Origin of the sequence: Mumia quercus, from assembly GCF_025506335.1 — a bacterium.
GTDB lineage: Bacteria > Actinomycetota > Actinomycetes > Propionibacteriales > Nocardioidaceae > Mumia > Mumia quercus.
Window position 1 is genome coordinate 275,016 of sequence record NZ_JANZYO010000002.1, and the last position, 18,955, is coordinate 293,970.

Below are 18,955 nucleotides of genomic sequence, written 5' to 3' on the forward strand. Positions count from 1 at the left end.
AAGGGCTGCCATGGTGGTGGTGCGACAAGATCCTCGCCCTCACCACCAGGAGCGGCCATGTTCCGCAAGACCTCGATCGGTTTCGCAAGTCTCGTCACGCTTCTCGCGCTGACCGCACCGGCGACCGCGACCGCGACACCGGCACCCGCCGTCGACGCGCCCACGACCCAGATCACGACCGAGCACTGGGACGGCATCGCCGACTTCCGCCGCGGCACGTGGGACGGCCTTCGCCCGGGCGCGGGCGGCAGCCTCGTCGTCTCGCCGCGCACGACCCAGACCCGGACGTACGCCGACCCGCACGGCGACGGCACCACCCGCACGTACGAGTACGGCAGCTGGACCTCGCCCGTCGTCGCCCCGGGCTACAAGATCGACGAGTCGATCACCTCGTGGAACGCCCTCACCCCCACCGGCACCTTCGTGGAGACCACGTTCCGCGGGCAGCGTCCCGACGGCACCTGGACCAAGTGGTACGTGATGGGTCGCTGGGCCTCCGGGGACGACTTCGCGAACGGCGACATCCACCGCACGTCGCTCAACGGGCAGGGCGACGCCGACGCCAACATCTGGACCGACACCTTCTCGGCGCGGACCGGCAAGGAGCCTGTCGCCTACCAGACCCGGGTGACGCTGCTGCGCCCCGAGGGGAGCACCGCGACGCCGCGGCTCAACGGCGTCACGACGATGACGAACGAGCTGCTCGGTGGCGACGACGGGGTCACCAGCGACTTCACCCTCGGCCGGCACGTCGAGCTGGCCGTCCCCCGGTTCTCGCAGAACATCCACAAGGGCGAGTACCCGGAGTTCGGCGGCGGCGGCCAGGTCTGGTGCTCGCCGACGTCGACGACGATGGTGCAGTACTACTGGGGCAAGAAGTACCAGGTCCCGGCGAGCGAGCTCACCGACATCGTCGCGCCGAACGGCGACCCGCAGGTCGACTACGCCGCGATGATGACATGGGACTACACGTACGACGGCGCGGGCAACTGGCCGTTCAACGCCGCGTACGCGCACACCTTCGGGCTCGAGACGTTCGTGACGCGGCTGCGCTCGCTGGCCGAGGCCGAGCAGCTGGTCGCCGCGGGCATCCCCGTCATCACCTCGCTGTCGTGGGACCTCGAGGAGATGCCGGAGGCCGGCTACGACACGGACGGCCACCTCATGGTGATCATCGGGTTCACGGCCGACGGCGACCCGATCCTCAACGACCCCGCGTCGAGCAGCAACGAGGCGGTCCGCAACGTCTACACCCGCGAGAACTTCGAGAAGGTGTGGCAGGACTCGACGAACGGCGTCTCGTACGTCTACCACCCGAAGAACGTGAAGCTCCCCCGCGGTACCGGCAACTGGTGAGCTGCTGGACGGGGGACCCAGGCCGGGTCCCCCGTCCGGTCAGAGCCCGTGGCGGCGAAGCCCGTACGTGAAGGCGTCGAGGAGCGCCTCCCACGACGCCTCGACGATGTTGTGCCCGACGCCGACGGTGGTCCAGGTGTCGGTGCCGTCGGTGGTCCCGATGAGGACCCGGATGCCGGCGTCCGTGCCGCCGGCCTCGTCGAGGATCCGTACGCGGTAGTCGTTGAGCCCGAACGAGGCGACGTCGGGGAAGGCGCGCTCGATCGCCTGCCGCAAGGCGTGGTCGAGCGCGGAGACAGGGCCGTTGCCCTCCCCCGTCACCACGTACCGCTGCCCCCCGGCCACGATCTTGACCGTCGCCTCGGAGGGCGCCTCCTCGCCCGCCGCGTGGTGCGACTCGGTGATGACCCGCCACGACTGCACGTCGAAGTACGACGCCCGCTCGCCCTCGACCATCTCCGCGAGCAGCAGCTCGAAGGACGCGTCGGCCGCCTCGAACGTGTAGCCCGCCTGCTCCCGCTCCTTCACGACCTCGGTCACCTTCGCGAGCGTGTCCGTGTCGCCGCTGAGGTCGAAGCCCAGCTCCTTGCCCTTGAGCTCGATCGTCGCGCGGCCCGCCATCTCCGAGACGAGCAGCCGCATGTCGTTGCCGACCAGCTCGGGGTCGATGTGCTGGTAGAGATCGGGGTCGACGCGGATGGCGCTCGCGTGCAGCCCGGCCTTGTGCGCGAAGGCGGAGACACCCGTGTACGGCTGGCGCGCCGCCGGCGGATAGTTCGTCACCTCGGAGATCGCGTGGGCGATCCGGCTGGCCTCGCGCAGCGCGCCGGACGGCAGCACCTTCTGGCCCAGCTTGAGCTCGAGGTTCGCGACGCAGGTCACCAGGTCGGCGTTGCCGGTCCGCTCGCCGTACCCGTTGACGCATCCCTGCAGGTGCGTGGCCCCCTCCGCAACCGCCGCGAGAGAGTTGGCCACCGCGCACCCGGTGTCGTTGTGCGCGTGGATGCCGAGCCTCGCACCCGTCGTACCGGCGACGTCGGCGACGATCTCGCCCACCCAGTGCGGCAGCATGCCGCCGTTGGTGTCGCAGAGCACGACGACCTCGGCCCCCGCCTCGGCGGCCGTACGGACCACCTCGAGCGCGTACGCCCGGTTGCGGCGGTAGCCGTCGAAGAAGTGCTCGCAGTCGAGGAACACCCGCTGCCCGTTCTCACGCAGGTGGGTGACGGTGTCGCGCACCATCGCGAGGTTCTCCTCGAGCGAGGTCCGCAGCGCCAGCTCGACGTGCCTGTCGTGGCTCTTCGCGACCAGCGTCACCACCGACGCCCCCGACTCGCGCAGCGCAGCGACCAGCGGGTCGTCGGCGGCGGCCACGCCTGCCCGCCGCGTCGCCCCGAAGGCGGCGAGCGTCGCGTTCTCCAGCCGCAGCTCCGTACGGGCGCGAGAGAAGAACTCGGTGTCCTTCGGGTTGGAGCCGGGCCACCCGCCCTCGATGTAGCCGACACCGAGCCTGTCCAGGTGGCGTGCGATGACGAGCTTGTCGGCGACGGAGAGGTTGAGGCCCTCCTGCTGGGCGCCGTCGCGCAGCGTCGTGTCGTACACGTGGAAGGTGGGGTCGGTCGCGGTCTGCGTCGGCTCGGTCATGTCATCTCCTGCTCGGGGCGCGCGGTCGGCGTCTCCTCCCGAGGGGCCGGCCGCGTCCGCGCGTCATCGGGCCCGCCCATAAAAAATGCCCCTCGGTGTACGAGAGGCTGCGCGTCGGACCCGGGAGGTGGATCAGACGCGCCGACTAATGACGAGGCAGGTCACGCGAAGCATGGGCCCACTCTAGACTGACGGGACCATGACTTCCACCGCTGCCCTCGACAACGTGTCCAACCTGACCGTGCGGCTGGCGAGCCGGCCTCAGGGAGAAGCGACGGTCGACAACTTCGCGCTGGCGCGTGAGTCGATCCCCACGCCCGGCGACAACGAGGTGCTCCTGCGCACGATCTACCTCTCGCTCGACCCCTACATGCGCGGCCGGATGTCCGAGGCGGAGTCGTACGCCGAGCCCGTCCCGGTCGGCGGGATCATGGAGGGTGGCACGGTCTGCGAGGTGATCGAGTCCCACACCGACATGGTCGAGGTCGGCGACATCGTCCTCGCGCACACCGGCTGGCAGGAGTACGCCGTCGCGTCCGACAAGGCGGTCCGCACGATCGACAGCACGAGCGCCCCGATCTCTACCGCGCTCGGCGTCCTCGGGATGCCCGGTTTCACCGCGTACGCAGGTCTGCTGCAGATCGGCGCCCCTCAGCCGTCGGAGACGGTCGTCGTCGCCGCGGCCGCCGGTCCCGTCGGGTCCGCCGTCGGCCAGATCGCGCAGCTGAAGGGCGCCCGCGCCGTCGGCATCGCCGGTGGTCCCGAGAAGGTCGCGTACGTCAAGGAGGAGCTGGGCTTCGAGGTCGCGCTCGACCACCGCGCCCCGGACTTCGCCGACAGCCTCGCGGCGGCGACCCCGGAGGGCATCGACGTCTACTTCGAGAACGTCGGCGGCAAGGTCTTCGACGCGGTCCTCCCCCGCATGAACGAGTTCGGACGCATCCCCGTCTGCGGCCTCGTCTCGCAGTACGACACGACGTCGCTTCCGGCGGGGCCCGACCGGGTCCCGATGCTGATGAGCCGCATCCTGACCAAGAGCCTGACCGTGCGCGGCTTCATCCAGCGGGAGTTCGTCCGCGCCTACTACCGCGACTTCCTGCAGGACATGCGGGGGTGGTTGGCGGCCGGCAAGATCCACTACCGCGAGGACGTGGTGCACGGCCTCGAGAACGCGCCCGAGGCGTTCCTCGGCATGCTGCGCGGCGAGAACTTCGGCAAGCTCGTCGTCCAGGTGGGCGACGACCCGACGGCCTCTCCCCCGCCCGCGACGGCGGCCTCGTGACCCGACCTGTCCCCGTCCCCGAGGTGGTGACCGCGCTCTACGTCGTTCTCACGGACGAGCCGCTGGACACCGACCTCGCCGCACCTCCCGTCCCGCCGCCGAGCCTGCTGCTCGCGCGCGGCTCCAGCCCGAAGGCCGTCCGGTTCGCCGAGTCGCTCCCGTACGCGACCGCAGTCACAGCCGACTCGTCGCCGAGCGAGGCGGTCGAGACACAGCGGCGTACGCAGGCGGCGGCGCGCGCCCTCGCGGCGGAGCACGTCGGCGTCGTCGTCGATGCCGCGGTGCCCCGCCTGCTCACGTCCCCGTCGCACCCTGACCTCGTCCGCGCGAGCGACTGGTTCGTCCTGGAGCACCCGAGCGACGACGTGTCCACCACGCACGGGCTGACGCGGTTCGGGCTGCCGGAGCTCGTGGTCACCGACGTCGAGGACGGGCGCCTGCCGATGTACGACGCGGTGCTCACCGGTGTCGCGCAACGCATCGTCGAGGAGTGGCCCGACAACGACCCCGTCGGGCCGGCCACGATCACGTTGCGCGACGTCGCGCGCGGATACGGCGACGCGTCCGCCGGCGGGGACGACCCGACGCTGGCGCGCAGCGTCGACGTCACCCTGACGTACGACGCCGAGGACGAGCGGATCGTCGTGACGCTGCACGACGATCCCGCCGTCGCCCTCTTCGCCTGAGCCTCTCCGGGTCAGGCGACGCGGTGCATCCACCCGTGCGAGTCGGGCGTACGACCGTACTGCAGGTCGATGAGCGCCTCGCGGATCGCCATGGTGACCTTGCCGCCGTCGCCGTCGCTGCTGACGACCTCGCCGCCGTCCCAGCGCAGGGAGCCGACGGGCGTCACGACCGCCGCGGTGCCGCAGGCGAACACCTCGGTGACCCGGCCGCTGGTGACACCGTCGATCCACTCGTCGATGCTGAAGCGGCGCTGCTCGACCGTGTAGCCGAGGTCGGTCGCGATCGTGCCGAGCGCGTCGCGGGTGATGCCCTCGAGGATCGAGTCGCTCGCCGGCGTGACGATGGTGCCGTCGTCGTGGACGAAGTAGAGGTTCATCCCGCCGAGCTCTTCGATGTAGGTGTGCTGCTCGGAGTCGAGGAAGACGACCTGCTCGCACCCGTGCTCGGCGGCGATCTGCTGCGGGAGGAGGCTCGAGGCGTAGTTGCCGCCGCACTTCGCGGCGCCGGTGCCTCCCGCGCCGGCACGGGCGTACTCGCGCGACAGCCAGATGTTGACCGGCTTCACGCCGCCGGAGAAGTACGCGCCGGCGGGCGACGCGATCACGCAGTACGTGACGTGCTTGCTCGGCCTGACACCGAGGAACGCCTCGGAGGCGAACATGAACGGCCGCAGGTACAGGCTGGTCTCACCGCCGGTCGGGACCCATGCCCGGTCGGTCTGGACGAGGGCGTCGATCGACCCGATGAACCAGTCGGTCGGGAGCTCGGGAAGCGCCAGGCGCTGGGCGGACCGCGCGAACCGCTCGGCGTTCGCCTCCGGACGGAACGTCCAGATCGAGCCGTCGGCGTGCGCGTAGGCCTTGAGGCCCTCGAAGATCTCCTGCGCGTAGTGCAGGACAGCGGTCGCCGGGTCGAGCTGGAGCGGGCCGTACTGCTTGACCGTGGGCGCGGTCCATCCGGTCTGCGGCGTCCACTCGGCGGTGAACATGTGGTCGGTGAAGTGCACCCCGAACCCGGGGTTGGCGAGGATCTCGGCGCGACGCTGCTCGGGCACGGGCGAGGGCGTCGGCTCCAGCGCGTACGAGAACGTGGCGTCGGCGGAGGTGGTCATGGTTGGCACGGTACTTGACCTTTCGGACGGTGACGAGAGGGGACCTGGGTCACACCTCGGATACGTCACCGGCCACGCGCGCCGCGATGGCCTCCCCCACCTCCTTGGTGGTGCGCTTGCCCGTACGGGAGGTGATGTCGGCGGCGATCGCACGGTCGACCTGAGCGGCGGCCTCGGACAGCCCGAGGTGGTCGAGCATCAGCGCGACGGACCCGATGGCGGCCGTCGGGTCCGCGATGCCCTGGCCCGCGATGTCCGGCGCGGAGCCGTGGACCGGCTCGAACATGCTCGGAGCCGTACGGTCGGGGTTGACGTTGCCGCTCGCTGCGAGGCCGATGCCTCCGGAGATGGCTCCGGCGAGGTCGGTGAGGATGTCGCCGAAGAGGTTGTCCGTGACGATCACGTCGAACCGCGCAGGGTCGGTCACGAGGAAGATCGTCGCCGCGTCGACGTGCAGGTAGTCGACGGTGACGTCGGGGAACTCCGGCGCGACGGCGGCGACGATGCGCGACCAGAGGTTGCCGGAGTGCACGAGGACGTTGGTCTTGTGGACGAGCGTGAGCTTCTTGCGGCGGGCCTGCGCACGCGCGAAGGCGTCACGGACGACGCGCTCCACGCCGAAGGCGGTGTTGAGGCTGACCTCGGTCGCCACCTCGTGCGGGGTGTCGGCCCGGAGCCTGCCGCCGTTGCCGACGTACGGGCCCTCGGTGCCCTCGCGCACGACGACGAAGTCGACGTCGCCGGGGTCGCGGAGCGGGGAGTCCACCTGTGAGTACGTCTTCGTGGGACGCAGGTTCACGTAGTGGTCGAGCTCGAAGCGAAGACGGAGCAGGAGGTTGCGCTCCAGGAGGCCGGCAGGCAGTCGGGGATCGCCCGGCTTGCCACCGATCGCGCCGAGAAGGATGGCGTCGTGGCCGCGGATCTCGGCCAGCGTCGCGTCAGGAAGGACCTCTCCCGTGTCGAGGTAGTGCTCGGCTCCGAGCACGTACGTCGTCTGCGCGAACGTCACGTCGTGGACGCGCGCGACCTCGTCGAGGACGCGGGTCGCCTCCGCGACGACCTCGGGGCCGATCCCGTCTCCGGGGATGACGGCCAGGGAGAAGCTGCGTGTCATGTCTCGCACTCTACTCGTACGGGTCCCAGCATCTGATACTGGGATCTCACGATCCGGTCAGACTGGCGGGTCAGTTGTCGTCGGGGCGCGGCCCGCCGTTGTCCCGCAGGTCCAGGGCGGTCTGGACGGGGTTGCGCGGGCCGTCGGCGCGCGCGTCGTCGCTCATGGAGCTGTCGGACCAGTGGCGGCTCGGGCCCCACTCGGAGTACTGCATCTCGTACATCGGTCTTCTCCTGTCAGAAGAGGGCGCACGTGGCGCCGGAGGGAAGCGGCGGCCGAACGGCTGAGAACCGAGTCCCCGGGACGGGAGAGATCAGGAGCGGTGCTGCGGGATCCTCGCTGCGGGTCGTCGGCCAACGCCAAGCACCGCGGCGAGGTGTCGGCCTAGTGGGCCTCGCCGCGGCAAAGGAGGAATACGACCTGCGTCCGCATGATGCTGTCGACTGTAGGCGCGTCGAGGCGATCGTGCCAGCGGTTCTGGCAAGGATCTCGCCGATTGAGACTCTTGTCCGAGCCCTGACATGTGAAAGACTCGCCCTGTGAGCGCCCCCACCGAAGTACCCCCTCTCGTCGCGCGTGCCCTCGACCTCTCGAGGCGCAAGGGCTTCATCACGGCCACGCGCAACGAGACCGGTCGCCTGCTCGCTGCGCTCGCGGCCTCCCGGACGGGCACGCTCGCCGAGCTCGGCACCGGGTGCGGCGTCGGCTCCGCCTGGCTGTCGAGCGGAGTCGCGAAGGGGTCGCGGGTCGTCAGCGCCGAGCTCGACCCGTCGCTCGCCGAGGCCGTGCAGGACCTCTTCGCCGACACGCCGTCGATCGAGGTGACCTCGGGAGACTGGAGCGCACTCGAGCAGCACGCGCCGTTCTCGCTGCTGTTCGTCGACGTGCGCGACGTCAAGCGCAGCGTCGACCTCGTCGCCGACCTCATGGAGCCCGGCGGCATCGCCGTCCTCGACGACTTCACGCCGTCCTTCACCTGGCCGCCGATCTACGAGGGCCGCGTGGACGTCGTCCGCGAGCAGTGGCTGACCGACGAGCGGTTCATCGCCGTCGAGGTCATGGTCGCCGAGGACGCGTCGGTCATCCTCGCGACCCGCGTCTGACCTGAGGCGTCACGCGGGCTCGGGCGCAGGCTCGCGCTCTGGCACCCGCGCCTGGACGAACGGCAGGAAGAGCTGCACGAGCGGTCCGATCGCCAGCGCGTAGAGCACGGTCCCGACGCCGACGGTGCCGCCGAGGACCCACCCGAGGGCGAGGACGGCGACCTCGACGGACGTCCGCATGAGCCGCACGCTGTAGCCGGCACGACGGACGAGGCCGAGGAAGAGTCCGTCTCTCGGGCCGGGTCCGAGGTGCGCCCCGATGTAGAGCGCGCCGGCGAGGCCGTTGAGCACCACACCCGCCACCAGCATCACGACACGCAGCGCGAGAGAGTCGGGCTGCGCGAGGAGCCAGAGCCCTTGGTCGACGGCGATGCCGATGAGGAGGACGTTCAGGATCGTCCCGAGGCCGGGCCACTGCCGCAGCGGGATCCACAGCACGAGGACGAGCGCACCGACGAGAATCGTGATCTGCCCGAAGGTGAGGGGCAGGTAGTGCGTCAGCCCTTCGTGGAACACGTCCCACGGGTCGAGCCCGAGGCCGGCCTCGATCATCAGCGCCATCGACCACCCGTACAGCAGGAGTCCGAAGACCAGCTGAGGCAACCGTCGGCCGAGGCCGCCGGAGCGCAGCTGCTCGAAGGGCGACTGGGTGTTCGGGGTGTAGGGAGCGCGGGCCATAGACGCCATCATGGCAACAACTGGACTACCTTTCGATAGCCAATCGTGGAAGAGTGGCTTACATGGCTGCTGCCACGTTGTCCGCCGCCCGCATGCTGACGCTGCTCGACCTCGCACCCGACGACCCTCCCGGCTACCGCGAGCTCGCCGACCTGGTGCGCCTGCTCGTCCTCGACGGACGCATCGCCGCCGGCACGCGGATGCCGAGCGAGCGCGAGCTCACCGACGCGCTGCCCGTCAGCCGGACGACGGTCACCCGCGCGTACGGCGTGCTGCGCGAGGCGGGCCTGCTGACCTCTCGGCGCGGCTCGGGCAGCGTGGTCACGCTCCCCCGCGGCACCCGCCCGCCGTACATGCCCGCCGCCGGCTCGAGCATGGTCGGCTGGACCATCGCGGCGGGTCAGGCGGCGCCGGGCGTCGGGCTGGCATACGGACGCGCGCTGGAGCAGCTCCCGGAGTACCTGTCGCAGGCGGGCTACGAGACGCTCGGCGTGCCCGTGCTGCGCGAGCTCCTCGCGCAGCGCTACGCAGAGCGAGGACTCCCGACCGACCCTGACCAGATCCTGGTGACCTCCGGCGCGCAGTCCGCCCTCAGCCTGGTCGCCCGTACGCTCGCCTCGCGCGGCGACCGGGTGGCCGTGGAGAGCCCGACGTACGCCAACGCCATCGACTCGCTGCGCCGCTCGGGCCTTCGGGTCCTCGGCGTCCCCCACGACGGCCACCGGCTCGACCTCGACGCGCTGGCCGGGGCCGTCCGCGCGGCGCCGGTCGCGTGGGCGTACCTGATCCCGGACTTCCAGAACCCCACCGGCTCGCTCATGGACGACGTGACCCGGCAGGACGTCGCCTCCATCCTGCGCCGCTCCACCACCACGCCGATCGTCGACGAGACGATGGCCGAGCTCGCGCTCGACGTCGACGAGCGGGCGATGCCGGTGCCGCTGGCGGCGCACCACCCCGGCGCCCTCACGGTGGGATCGGCGAGCAAGACGTTCTGGGGCGGCCTGCGGATCGGCTGGATCCGAGCGCCTCATGCGGACGTGCCCCGGCTGGTGGCCGCCCGCGAGACGTTCGACATCGGCACGGCCGTGCTCGAGCAGCTCGCGGTCGCCGAGCTGCTCCGGGTCCGCGGCGAGCTCCTCGAGGGGCGCCGCGAGCGGCTGCGTGCGCGGCGCGACGAGCTCGTCACCGCCCTGCGCGACCGGCTCCCGGACTGGGGAGTCAACTCGCCGGTCGGCGGCCTGTCGCTGTGGATCCGCCTCCCCGCGCGTGCGTCGAGCCGCCTCGCGGTCGCCGCCGAGGCGCACGACCTGCTCCTGACGGCCGGGCCGCGGTTCTTCCCCGACGGGGGCGGCGAGACCTCGTTGCGACTCCCGTACGCCCGCACGTCGGAGGACCTCGCCGACGCGGTGGACCGTCTGGCGCTGGCCTGGGACGACGTCCTCGACGGGCGCGCAACCCCATCGGCTCCGTCCCGACGCCGGCCCGTGCTCACCGCGTAGCCCTGTCACGGTCGCGCGGTAGCCGGACATGGACAGGACGTGACGACTTCAGAACGGGTGCGCGAGGAACGCTTCCGCGCGCTGTACTCGGCCCACTTCGATGCGCTGCTCGCCTACGCGGTGCGGCGGACCCGACATCCCGACGATGCGGCCGACCTGGTCGCGGAGACCTTCCTCGTCGCCTGGCGCCGGCTCGACGAGCTGCCGACGGGTGACGAGAGCCGGCTCTGGCTGTACGTGGTGGCCCGTCACGTCCGCTCGAACGCCGAACGCAGCGGCCGTCGCCGCGAGCGCCTCGGCGAGCGGTTGCGCCAGCAGCTCACCGACGCGTTCGTGCCCGACCCGGCGGTCCGCGTCACCGAGCACGCCGCCGTACGCGCGGCGCTGCAGCGACTGGGGCCTGACGACCGCGAGCTCCTGATGCTGTCGGCATGGGAGGGCCTCGAGCCCCGCGAGATCGCCCACGTCCTCGAGATCAGCCCCACCGCAGTACGGACCCGTCTGTCCCGTGCTCGCCGACGGCTGCGCGATGCCCTCGGTGACGCGTCCCCTGCTCCCGGACACGAGATGAGTGTCCGCACCGCACCGAGTCCCCAGGAGGGACGATGAACGACCACCAGCTCGACCGTCTGCTCGGCACCGCCGACCCGTACGCCGCCGCCGCGTTCTCCGACCTGCACGGCGCCGACCACGCTCTCTTCGAGGAGATCGTGGCCGAGGACCCAGGGGCTTCGCAGCCCGCATCTCGCCCCCCGCACCGGACTCGGTCCGCCCGTTCCTGGCGGCTCCCGCTGGCCGGAGCGCTCGCGTCCGCCGCAGTCCTCACCACCGCCCTCGTGGTCCCCGCCTGGGTGGGTTCGGACGGCGCACCTGACTCGACCCCTGCAGCGCCTCCGGTCACCTCCGAGCCACCTGTCGTCACGGCTCCTGTCACGTACGCGGCCGCCGTCGTGGAGGCTGCGCGACGTCAGCCTCGTCTGCTGATCGGCGCGGCCGGCTGGACGGTGACCGACGTCTACGGGTTCCGCGCCGACGAAGGCACCATCGTCTTTGCGAACGGCGAGCGTCAGCTCGAGATGACCTGGTATCCCGACGATGCCTATGACGGCTACTACGAAGACCGCCTCGACGTCTCCGAGCCGAGGCCGTACTCCCTCGACGGCCGGACCGGGAGCGAGTTCCGCTACTCGTCGAAGGACCTCGCCGTGATGCTGCCTCCACGTGACGGGTCGTTCGTCGAGATCCGCACGGGCACCGGCGGATGGAAGGACCGCGACGACATCGTCCGGGTCATCGACACCATCCGCGGCGTCTCGGTCACCACGTGGCTGAAGGCGATGCCGCCCGAGATCGTGACGCCCGCCCGCGCGACCGAGGTGGTCGACGAGCTCCTCACCGGAGTCCCGCTCCCCCCTCGATTCGACCGAGGTGCCCTCGCCGACCTCGGCACCAACGACCGCTACCAGCTGAGCGCTCAGGTGCTCGAGCGCGTGGTCTGCGGATGGACCGGTGAGCTCCAGCGCGCCGACGAGGCAGGAGATGCCGGCGCGAGTCGGGCCGCCCGCGAGGCGCTGGCCAGCGGTCGGGAGTGGCCGCTGCTCGCGCCGATGGACGCCCGAGGAGAGTACGCCGACGGTGTGCGCGCCGTCGCCGAGGCAGCGGCGGACGGGCTTACGACGCTCACGATCCGCGAGAGGTCCGGGTGTCCGTGAGGCGAGCCGTCAGGCCTCCGGCCAGGCCTCGCCGCGCCACGAGGCGTCCCAGAACATCCACTCGAACCGCGTCGCCCGCTCGTACGCCGCGAGCATCTCGTCGCGCCGCGTGTCGGTGGCGGCCTCCGCGAGGCGATCGGTCCAGCACTCCATCCGGGTGACGGCGGCGTCGAAGGCAGGGTCGGAGTAGGTGGCGATCCAGGCCCCGTACGGGTGGTCGGGATCGCTCGCCTGCGCCGCGACCGCCCGCCCCACCTCGAGGTAGACGCGGAAGCACGGCAGGATGCCGGCGAGCCCGATCTCGACCGGCGCGTACGCAGCGTCGGCGAGCAGGCTCGACGCGTACGCCGTGCAGGTCGGGGTGGGTGCTGCGGCGTCGGGGCCGTCGGGGTCGAGCCCGCGGGGCACGAGGAAGTCCTCGTGCATCAGGCGCTCGGCCTCGACGGCCTCGGCGGCCGCCCGCGCCAGCTCGGCCGAGAGGCCAGGACCGCCGGCGCGTGCTGCCAGCATCGCGAGCGCGCGGGCGTACCGGGTGAGGTAGTGGGCGTCGTCGACGAGGTAGCGCGTGAAGACGTCCTCGGGCAGCGTCCCGTCGGCGAGCCCGGCGACGAACGGGTGGGCGAGGATCGCGTCGTACCAGCCGCCGACGTGCTTCCAGGCGTCCTCGGAGAAGGTCATCGGCGCTCCCTCCACAGGTGGTCGATCGGGCCGTGGCCCTGACCGACGGAGAAGGTGGCACCGCTGCGCAGCGCCTCTGTCAGATACTCCTTCGCCTCCTCGACCGCCTGCCGTAGGGGCAGTCCGAGCGCGAGCCCGGAGGCGATCGCCGACGACAGCGAGCAGCCGGTGCCGTGCGTGTTCGGGGTGTCGACGCGCGGTGCGGTGTAGACCCGCAGACCGTCGGCGTCCGCCAGCACGTCGACGCTCGTGGGACCGCCGAGGTGACCGCCCTTGACCAGCACCGCGGCCGCCCCGGTCTCGCGCAGCGCGACGGCCGCCGTCTCGAGCCCGGCGGCGTCGGTCGCCGCCTCCGTACGAGACAGGACCGCGGCCTCCGGCACGTTGGGCGTGACGACGGCGACCTTCGGCAGCAGCGTCGTCCGGATCGCGTCGACGGTCTCGTCAGAGACCAGCCGGTCGCCGGAGGTCGCGACCATCACCGGGTCGAGCACCACGGGCACCTCCGTGGTGGCGAGCACCTCCGCGACGGTGACGACGACGTCGGGCGTGCCGAGCATCCCGATCTTGATCGCGCCGACCTCGAGGTCGGCGAGGACCGCCCGGACCTGGTCGGCGACGAACGACGGCGGCACGGCGTGGATGCCGGTGACGCCGCGGGTGTTCTGAACGGTGAGCGCGGTCAGCGCGGCCGCCCCGTACACGCCGAGCGCGGAGGCCGTCTTGAGGTCGGCCTGGATCCCGGCACCACCGGACGGGTCGGACCCGGCGATCGAGAGCATCACGGGCACCGTCGCCATCACCGCGCCGCCGTACGGGCGTCGAGCGCCCCGTCGACCTCGGCCCGCAGGGCCCGGGCGGCTTCGCGCGGGTCGCGCGCCGAGCAGATGGCCGACACGACGCACACGCCGTCAGCTCCCGCGGCGACGACCGACGCCGCGTTGTCCGCCGCGATCCCGCCGATCGCGACCAGCGGCAGGTCGGCGGGGACGGCGTCGCGCAGGCGCCGTACGCCCTCCAGACCCCACGGGGGAGTCGTGTCCGTCTTGGTCGGTGTCGGCCACACCGGGCTGACGGCGACGTAGCTGCACGCTGCGAGCGCCTCGGCGTCGTCGAGCTGCCCGAGGTCGTGCAGCGACCATCCGATCACGGCGTCGTCGCCGAGCACCTCGCGTGCACGCGCAGGGTGCAGGTCGTCCGGTCCGACGTGCAGCCCGGCCCCGGGGATCGCCCGTGCGGCGTCGAGGTCGTCGTTGACGAGGAACACCGCCGGGGTCCCGGCCAGCTGTGCGGCCAGGCGGGAGCCGGTGCGGACGAGGTCGTCGCGCGACGACGTCTTGTCGCGCAGCTGCACCGCCGTGACCCCGCCGTCGACCGCGGCCGCAGTGACGCCGACGACGTCGGCCCCGTCCGGCACCGGCCCGGTGACGAGGTAGAGCCGCAGGTCCGTCGCGCGCGCGGGCATCAGCGTGCGGCGACCGCGGCAACCGCGTCCGACGACAGCGTGGACAGGGCGTCCAGCAGGCGCCAGCGCAGCGAGCCCGGCCCTTCGGCGAGCGGGGCAGCCTGCTCGATCGCCGCGGTGAGGATCGCCAGTGCGCTCGCCGACGCCTCGAACGGGTCGTCGTGCACCGCGCACGCGGCGGCGACCAGGGCGCTCGCGGAGCACCCGAGCGCGGTGATCATCGGTGCCCGCGCGTCGCCACCACGGATCTCGGTGGTGCGCGTGCCGTCCGTGACGACGTCGACGGCGCCGGTCATCGCGACGACCGTCTCGAGCTTGGAGGCGAGCGCCTCGGCGTCCGTACGGACCTCGGAGGTGTCGGCGTCGGCGTCGACACCTCGTCCGGCGCCCGTCGAGGTGGCGATCGAGAGGATCTCGCTCGCGTTGCCGCGGATGACCGTCGGGTGGTGCTCGAGGAGGGCGGCCGCGGACTCGCGCCGGTACGCCGTGGCGCCGACCGCGACAGGGTCGAGGACCCAGGGCTTGCCAGCGGCCGAGGCGACCTCGACGGCTGCCAGCATGCCGTCGACCCACGGCGGGGACAGCGTGCCGATGTTGGCGACGACGGCCTGGGCGATCCCGGCGAACTCGCCGGCCTCGCGCGCGTCGTGGACCATCGCCGGGGACGCGCCGGCCGCGTTGAGCAGGTTGGCCGCGATGTCCATCGAGACGTAGTTGGTGATGACCTGCACCAGCGGGCCGTGCGCCCGGAGCTGGTCGTGGACGTGGACAGCAGTACGTGGTTCGAGCATCAGGCTCCCTCTCGCCGGTATGACCCGGATCAGGTTCGGCGGGTGTGTTCTCAGCCCTTCGGGCACCCCGGCCTTGCAACTGCTGGCGACGATAACAGACGGCGTCGAGGCCCTTCCGCCCCGTGGCGAGGACCGCTAGCGTGCGGTCAACCCACCCGCTCCTTCCCCCGAGGGGTACGCATGGCTCCCGGTCGTCGCGTCCGTCGCGCGTGGCGCCGCGGAGGTGCGCGCGAGGTCTATCTCGCGTCCCGCCGCTGGCTCGCCCGCCTCATCTACCCAGGAGACCTCCCACCGGCCCGGAGACGCCGACGGCGGTGAGCCAGGTCCCACGCCGGTGCTGCGCGTGGGACCGGACTCACCGCCGGCCGTGCGGACGTACGAGGGTCAGCGCGCTGCGGTGCCCTCGGTGTAGTCGTCGTCGGTGCTCTTCACCCAGGCCATGAGCTTGCGCAGCTCGCGGCCGGTGCCCTCGATCGGGTGCTGCTCGCCCTCGGCACGCAGCTTCTTGAACTCCGGCGCGTCCGCGTCCTGGTCGGCGATGAAGCGCTCGGCGAAGGCACCGTTCTGGATGTCCGCCAGGACAGCCTTCATGTTCTCCTTGACGCGCCCGTCGACAATCCGCGGACCCGACACGTAGTCGCCGTACTCGGCGGTGTCGGAGACCGACCAGCGCTGCTTGGCGATGCCGCCCTCGTACATGAGGTCGACGATCAGCTTCAGCTCGTGGAGGCACTCGAAGTACGCGACCTCGGGCTGGTAGCCCGCCTCGGTCAGCGTCTCGAAGCCGGCCTGCACCAGCGCCGACACGCCACCGCAGAGGACGGCCTGCTCGCCGAAGAGATCGGTCTCGGTCTCCTCGGTGAAGGTCGTCTTGATGCCGCCGGCACGCAGACCACCGATCGCCTTGGCATACGAGAGCACCAGCGGCCAGGCGTTGCCGGTCGCGTCCTGCTCCACGGCGACGAGCACCGGGACACCGCGGCCCTCGACGTACTCGCGGCGGACCAGGTGACCCGGGCCCTTCGGCGCGATCATGCCGACGTCGACACCGGCCGGCGGCTTCACGTAGCCGTAGCGGATGTTGAAGCCGTGGCCGAAGATCAGCGCGTCGCCGTCGTTGAGGTTCGGCTCGATCGCCTCGGCGTACAGAGAGCGCTGGACCGGGTCCGGCGCGAGGACGACGATGACGTCGGCCTCGGCGGCAGCCTCGGCCGGCGCGAGCACGCGCAGGCCCTCGGCCTCGGCCTTGGCGCGGCTCTTCGAGCCCTCCGGCAGGCCGACGCGGACGTCGACGCCGGAGTCGCGCAGCGACAGCGCGTGGGCGTGGCCCTGGCTGCCGTAGCCGAGGACGGCCACGCTGCGGCCTTGGATCACGCCCAGGTCGGCGTCGTCGTCGTAGAACAGCTCAGGCACGGGAAACTCCTTCTTGGTGGTGCCGTGTGACACCTGTCGGTGCCGGTGGTGAGACACGTACGGCCGTGGTTCGACCGTACGCTCAGGCGGTCTGGCTGGACCCGCCAGGGACGGTACGGAGGGTGCGGTCGGTGATCGACCGTCCGCCGCGGCCGATCGCGACCCGCCCGGACTGGGCGATCTCGCGGATGCCGAACGGCTCGAGCACCCTCAGCATCGCCGAGAGCTTGCCCGGGTCGCCCGTGGCCTCGATGGTGACGGCGTCGACGGCCACGTCGACGACCTTGGCGCGGAAGAGCTGGACGGTCTCGAGGACCTGGCCACGGGTCTGGGAGTCCGCGCGGACCTTGATCAGCATCAGCTCGCGCTCGACTGCCGCCGAGGGCTCCAGCTCGACGATCTTGAGGACGTTGACGAGCTTGTTGAGCTGCTTGGTGACCTGTTCGAGCGGGAGCTCGTCGACGTTCACGACGATCGTCATCCGCGAGATCTCGGGGATCTCGGTCTGACCGACGGCGAGCGAGTCGATGTTGAAGCCGCGCCGCATGAAGAGGCTCGCCACGCGCGCCAGGACGCCGGGCGTGTTCTCGACGAGGACGGAGAGGGTGTGCTTGCTCATGAGTGGCTCAGATCTCCTCGTCGCCGAAGTCGGGTGCCATGTCGCGTGCGATCTGGATCAGGTCGTTGCTGAGTCCCGCGGGGACCATCGGCCACACCATCGCGTCACGGTGCACGACGAAGTCGATCACGACCGGGACGTCGTTGATCGACATCGCCTTCTCGATCACGTCGTCGAGGTCGTCCGGGCTCTCGCAGCGCAGCCCGACGCAGCCGTAGGCGTCGGCGAGCTTGACGAAGTCTGGGATCCGCGCAGCGTCGGAGCCCGTCTGCAGGTCGGTGTTGGAGTAGCGGCCCTCGTAGAAGAGCGTCTGCCACTGCCGGACCATGCCGAGCGAGGAGTTGTTGATCACCGCGACCTTGATCGGGATGCCCTCGAGCGCGCAGGTGGCGAGCTCCTGGTTGGTCATCTGGAAGCAGCCGTCGCCGTCGATCGCCCAGACGACCTCGCCCGGGCGAGCGACCTGCGCACCCAGCGCGGCCGGGACGGAGAAGCCCATCGTCCCCATGCCGCCAGAGTTGATCCAGCGTGCGGGGCGCTCGTGACCGATGAAGTTGGCGGCCCACATCTGGTGCTGACCGACACCGGCGGTGTACGTCGCGTCGGGCCCGGCGATCTCGCCGATGCGCTGGATGACCCGCTGCGGCGACATCGTGCCGTCCTCGGGGTCGTCGTAGCCCAGCGGGTAGCGGTGCGCGACCTCCTGCATCTGCTGCTGCCACGCGGTGTAGTCGGCGGGGTGCTCGGCGAACTCGGCCTGCAGCGCCACGACGAGGTCGGCGATGACCTCGCGGGCGTCACCCACGATCGGCACGTCGGCCACGCGGTTCTTCGAGATCTCGGCGGGGTCGATGTCGGCGTGGATCACCTTGGCCTCGGGAGCGAAGGACCCGAGGTCGCCGGTGACCCGGTCGTCGAAGCGGGCGCCGAGCGAGATCAGCAGGTCGCTCTTCTGGAGCGCGCCGACGGCGGCGACGGTGCCGTGCATCCCGGGCATGCCGAGGTGCAGCGGGTGACTGTCGGGGAACGCCCCGCGCGCCATCAGGGTGGTGACGACGGGGATGCCAGTCATCTCGGCGAGGACCTTGAGCTCGGTCGAGGCGTTGGCCTTGACGACGCCGCCGCCCACGTAGAGCACGGGGCGCTGCGCCTCGGCGATCAGACGCGCGGCCTCGCGCACCTGCTTGCCGTGAGGCTTGGTGGTCGGGCGGTAGCCGGGCAGGTGCAGCTCGGTCGGCCAGGCGAAGCTCGTCGTGGCCTGCAGCGCGTCCTTGGAGATGTCGACGAGGACCGGACCGGGACGCCCCGTCGAGGCGATGTGGAACGCCTCGGCGATCGCACGCGGGATCTCGGCCGGGTCCGTCACGAGGAAGCTGTGCTTGGTGATCGGCATCGTGATGCCGCGGATGTCGGCCTCCTGGAAGGCGTCCGTCCCGATCGCGCGGCTGGTCACCTGGCCGGTCACGGCGACGATCGGCACCGAGTCCATGTACGCGTCGGCGATCGCGGTGACGAGGTTGGTGGCGCCGGGCCCGGAGGTCGCCATGCAGACGCCGACCCGGCCGCTCGCGACCGCGTACCCCTGGGCCGCGTGGCCCGCGCCCTGCTCGTGACGGACAAGGATGTGGCGGATCTTCTCGGAGTCCATCAACGGGTCGTACGCCGGAAGGATCGCGCCTCCCGGGATGCCGAAGACGACCTCGACCCCGGCGTGCTCCAACGCCTGGACGAGGCTTTGAGCCCCGGTGATCTGCTCGCTCATCGCTGTCCCTTCATGCCGACCGGCCGGCGCCGGTAGAT

At 71.4% G+C, this 18,955-nt stretch carries 19 protein-coding genes and 1 riboswitch; of the genes, 7 read left to right on the top strand and 12 right to left on the bottom strand.

The features are described from left to right. Positions 1 to 57 precede the first annotated feature (57 nt). Complete coding sequence (locus tag NYZ95_RS04700; RefSeq protein ID WP_262849212.1) at positions 58 to 1,356, top strand: C39 family peptidase; 1,299 nt, start codon at positions 58 to 60, stop codon at positions 1,354 to 1,356. A gap of 39 nt (positions 1,357 to 1,395) precedes the next feature. On the opposite strand, the gene cimA is transcribed toward NYZ95_RS04700, so the two are convergent. Further along, positions 1,396 to 3,000, bottom strand: coding sequence for a citramalate synthase (gene cimA / locus NYZ95_RS04705; protein WP_262849214.1), 1,605 nt, complete (start codon positions 2,998 to 3,000; stop codon positions 1,396 to 1,398). Positions 3,001 to 3,199: 199 nt separating this feature from the next. Between cimA and curA the strand changes: the two genes are divergently transcribed. Next, complete coding sequence (gene curA, locus NYZ95_RS04710; RefSeq protein ID WP_262849216.1) at positions 3,200 to 4,282, top strand: NADPH-dependent curcumin/dihydrocurcumin reductase; 1,083 nt, start codon at positions 3,200 to 3,202, stop codon at positions 4,280 to 4,282. Further along, entirely contained in the window at positions 4,279 to 4,968 is a 690-nt protein-coding gene (locus tag NYZ95_RS04715; RefSeq protein ID WP_262849218.1) for a hypothetical protein, read from the top strand. The genes curA and NYZ95_RS04715 overlap by 4 nt, the downstream gene beginning before the upstream one ends. Before the next feature lie 11 nt (positions 4,969 to 4,979). On the opposite strand, the gene NYZ95_RS04720 is transcribed toward NYZ95_RS04715, so the two are convergent. From NYZ95_RS04720 to NYZ95_RS04730, 3 genes are all read right to left on the bottom strand, one after another. Continuing rightward, entirely contained in the window at positions 4,980 to 6,080 is a 1,101-nt protein-coding gene (locus NYZ95_RS04720; RefSeq protein ID WP_262849220.1) for a branched-chain amino acid aminotransferase, read from the bottom strand. 49 nt (positions 6,081 to 6,129) lie between these two features. Further along, the gene (locus NYZ95_RS04725; protein ID WP_262849222.1) at positions 6,130 to 7,194 is read right to left on the bottom strand and encodes a 3-isopropylmalate dehydrogenase; all 1,065 of its coding nucleotides are present in this window, start codon (positions 7,192 to 7,194) and stop codon (positions 6,130 to 6,132) included. 70 nt (positions 7,195 to 7,264) lie between these two features. After that, positions 7,265 to 7,417, bottom strand: a complete 153-nt coding sequence (locus NYZ95_RS04730; RefSeq protein ID WP_262849224.1) for a hypothetical protein — start codon at positions 7,415 to 7,417, stop codon at positions 7,265 to 7,267. 316 nt (positions 7,418 to 7,733) lie between these two features. On the opposite strand from NYZ95_RS04730, the gene NYZ95_RS04735 reads away from it, so the two are divergent. After that, entirely contained in the window at positions 7,734 to 8,297 is a 564-nt protein-coding gene (locus NYZ95_RS04735; protein ID WP_262849226.1) for an O-methyltransferase, read from the top strand. A 9-nt stretch (positions 8,298 to 8,306) separates the two neighbouring features. Here NYZ95_RS04735 and yczE read toward each other — a convergent pair whose 3' ends face one another. Further along, entirely contained in the window at positions 8,307 to 8,975 is a 669-nt protein-coding gene (gene yczE, locus NYZ95_RS04740; RefSeq protein ID WP_262849228.1) for a membrane protein YczE, read from the bottom strand. A gap of 62 nt (positions 8,976 to 9,037) precedes the next feature. On the opposite strand from yczE, the gene yczR reads away from it, so the two are divergent. Genes yczR through NYZ95_RS04755 form a run of 3 tightly spaced genes read left to right on the top strand, consistent with a single transcriptional unit; the run spans position 9,038 to position 12,189 of the window. Then, the gene (gene yczR / locus NYZ95_RS04745) at positions 9,038 to 10,477 is read left to right on the top strand and encodes a MocR-like transcription factor YczR (protein WP_262849230.1); all 1,440 of its coding nucleotides are present in this window, start codon (positions 9,038 to 9,040) and stop codon (positions 10,475 to 10,477) included. A 39-nt stretch (positions 10,478 to 10,516) separates the two neighbouring features. Further along, positions 10,517 to 11,086 (top strand): RNA polymerase sigma factor, encoded by a 570-nt coding sequence (locus NYZ95_RS04750; protein ID WP_262849232.1) that lies wholly within the window; start codon positions 10,517 to 10,519, stop codon positions 11,084 to 11,086. Next, on the top strand, positions 11,083 to 12,189 hold the full coding sequence (locus NYZ95_RS04755) for a hypothetical protein (RefSeq protein ID WP_262849234.1): 1,107 nt from the start codon (positions 11,083 to 11,085) through the stop codon (positions 12,187 to 12,189). Before NYZ95_RS04750 ends, NYZ95_RS04755 begins: the two co-directional genes overlap by 4 nt. A 9-nt stretch (positions 12,190 to 12,198) precedes the next feature. On the opposite strand, the gene NYZ95_RS04760 is transcribed toward NYZ95_RS04755, so the two are convergent. The 7 genes from NYZ95_RS04760 to NYZ95_RS04790 form a co-directional block, all read right to left on the bottom strand. After that, positions 12,199 to 12,867 carry a TenA family protein gene (locus NYZ95_RS04760; RefSeq protein WP_262849236.1) on the bottom strand — a complete coding sequence of 223 codons (669 nt, stop codon included), beginning with the start codon at positions 12,865 to 12,867 and terminating at the stop codon, positions 12,199 to 12,201. Continuing rightward, a complete protein-coding gene (gene thiD / locus NYZ95_RS04765) occupies positions 12,864 to 13,649 on the bottom strand; it encodes a bifunctional hydroxymethylpyrimidine kinase/phosphomethylpyrimidine kinase (RefSeq protein ID WP_262849238.1) in 786 nt (261 codons plus the stop codon). Before thiD ends, NYZ95_RS04760 begins: the two co-directional genes overlap by 4 nt. Before the next feature lie 17 nt (positions 13,650 to 13,666). Beyond that, the gene (gene thiE, locus NYZ95_RS04770) at positions 13,667 to 14,332 is read right to left on the bottom strand and encodes a thiamine phosphate synthase (protein WP_262849240.1); all 666 of its coding nucleotides are present in this window, start codon (positions 14,330 to 14,332) and stop codon (positions 13,667 to 13,669) included. Then, complete coding sequence (gene thiM, locus NYZ95_RS04775) at positions 14,332 to 15,123, bottom strand: hydroxyethylthiazole kinase (protein WP_262849241.1); 792 nt, start codon at positions 15,121 to 15,123, stop codon at positions 14,332 to 14,334. Before thiM ends, thiE begins: the two co-directional genes overlap by 1 nt. After that, positions 15,112 to 15,203: riboswitch (TPP riboswitch) on the bottom strand. Its footprint overlaps the gene before it by 12 nt. Before the next feature lie 304 nt (positions 15,204 to 15,507). Beyond that, positions 15,508 to 16,536, bottom strand: coding sequence for a ketol-acid reductoisomerase (gene ilvC, locus NYZ95_RS04780; protein WP_262849242.1), 1,029 nt, complete (start codon positions 16,534 to 16,536; stop codon positions 15,508 to 15,510). A gap of 82 nt (positions 16,537 to 16,618) precedes the next feature. Next, positions 16,619 to 17,155 (bottom strand): acetolactate synthase small subunit, encoded by a 537-nt coding sequence (ilvN, locus tag NYZ95_RS04785; RefSeq protein WP_262849243.1) that lies wholly within the window; start codon positions 17,153 to 17,155, stop codon positions 16,619 to 16,621. Between the two features lie 7 nt (positions 17,156 to 17,162). Beyond that, on the bottom strand, positions 17,163 to 18,917 hold the full coding sequence (locus tag NYZ95_RS04790) for an acetolactate synthase large subunit (protein ID WP_372500452.1): 1,755 nt from the start codon (positions 18,915 to 18,917) through the stop codon (positions 17,163 to 17,165). Positions 18,918 to 18,955: the final 38 nt, after the last annotated feature.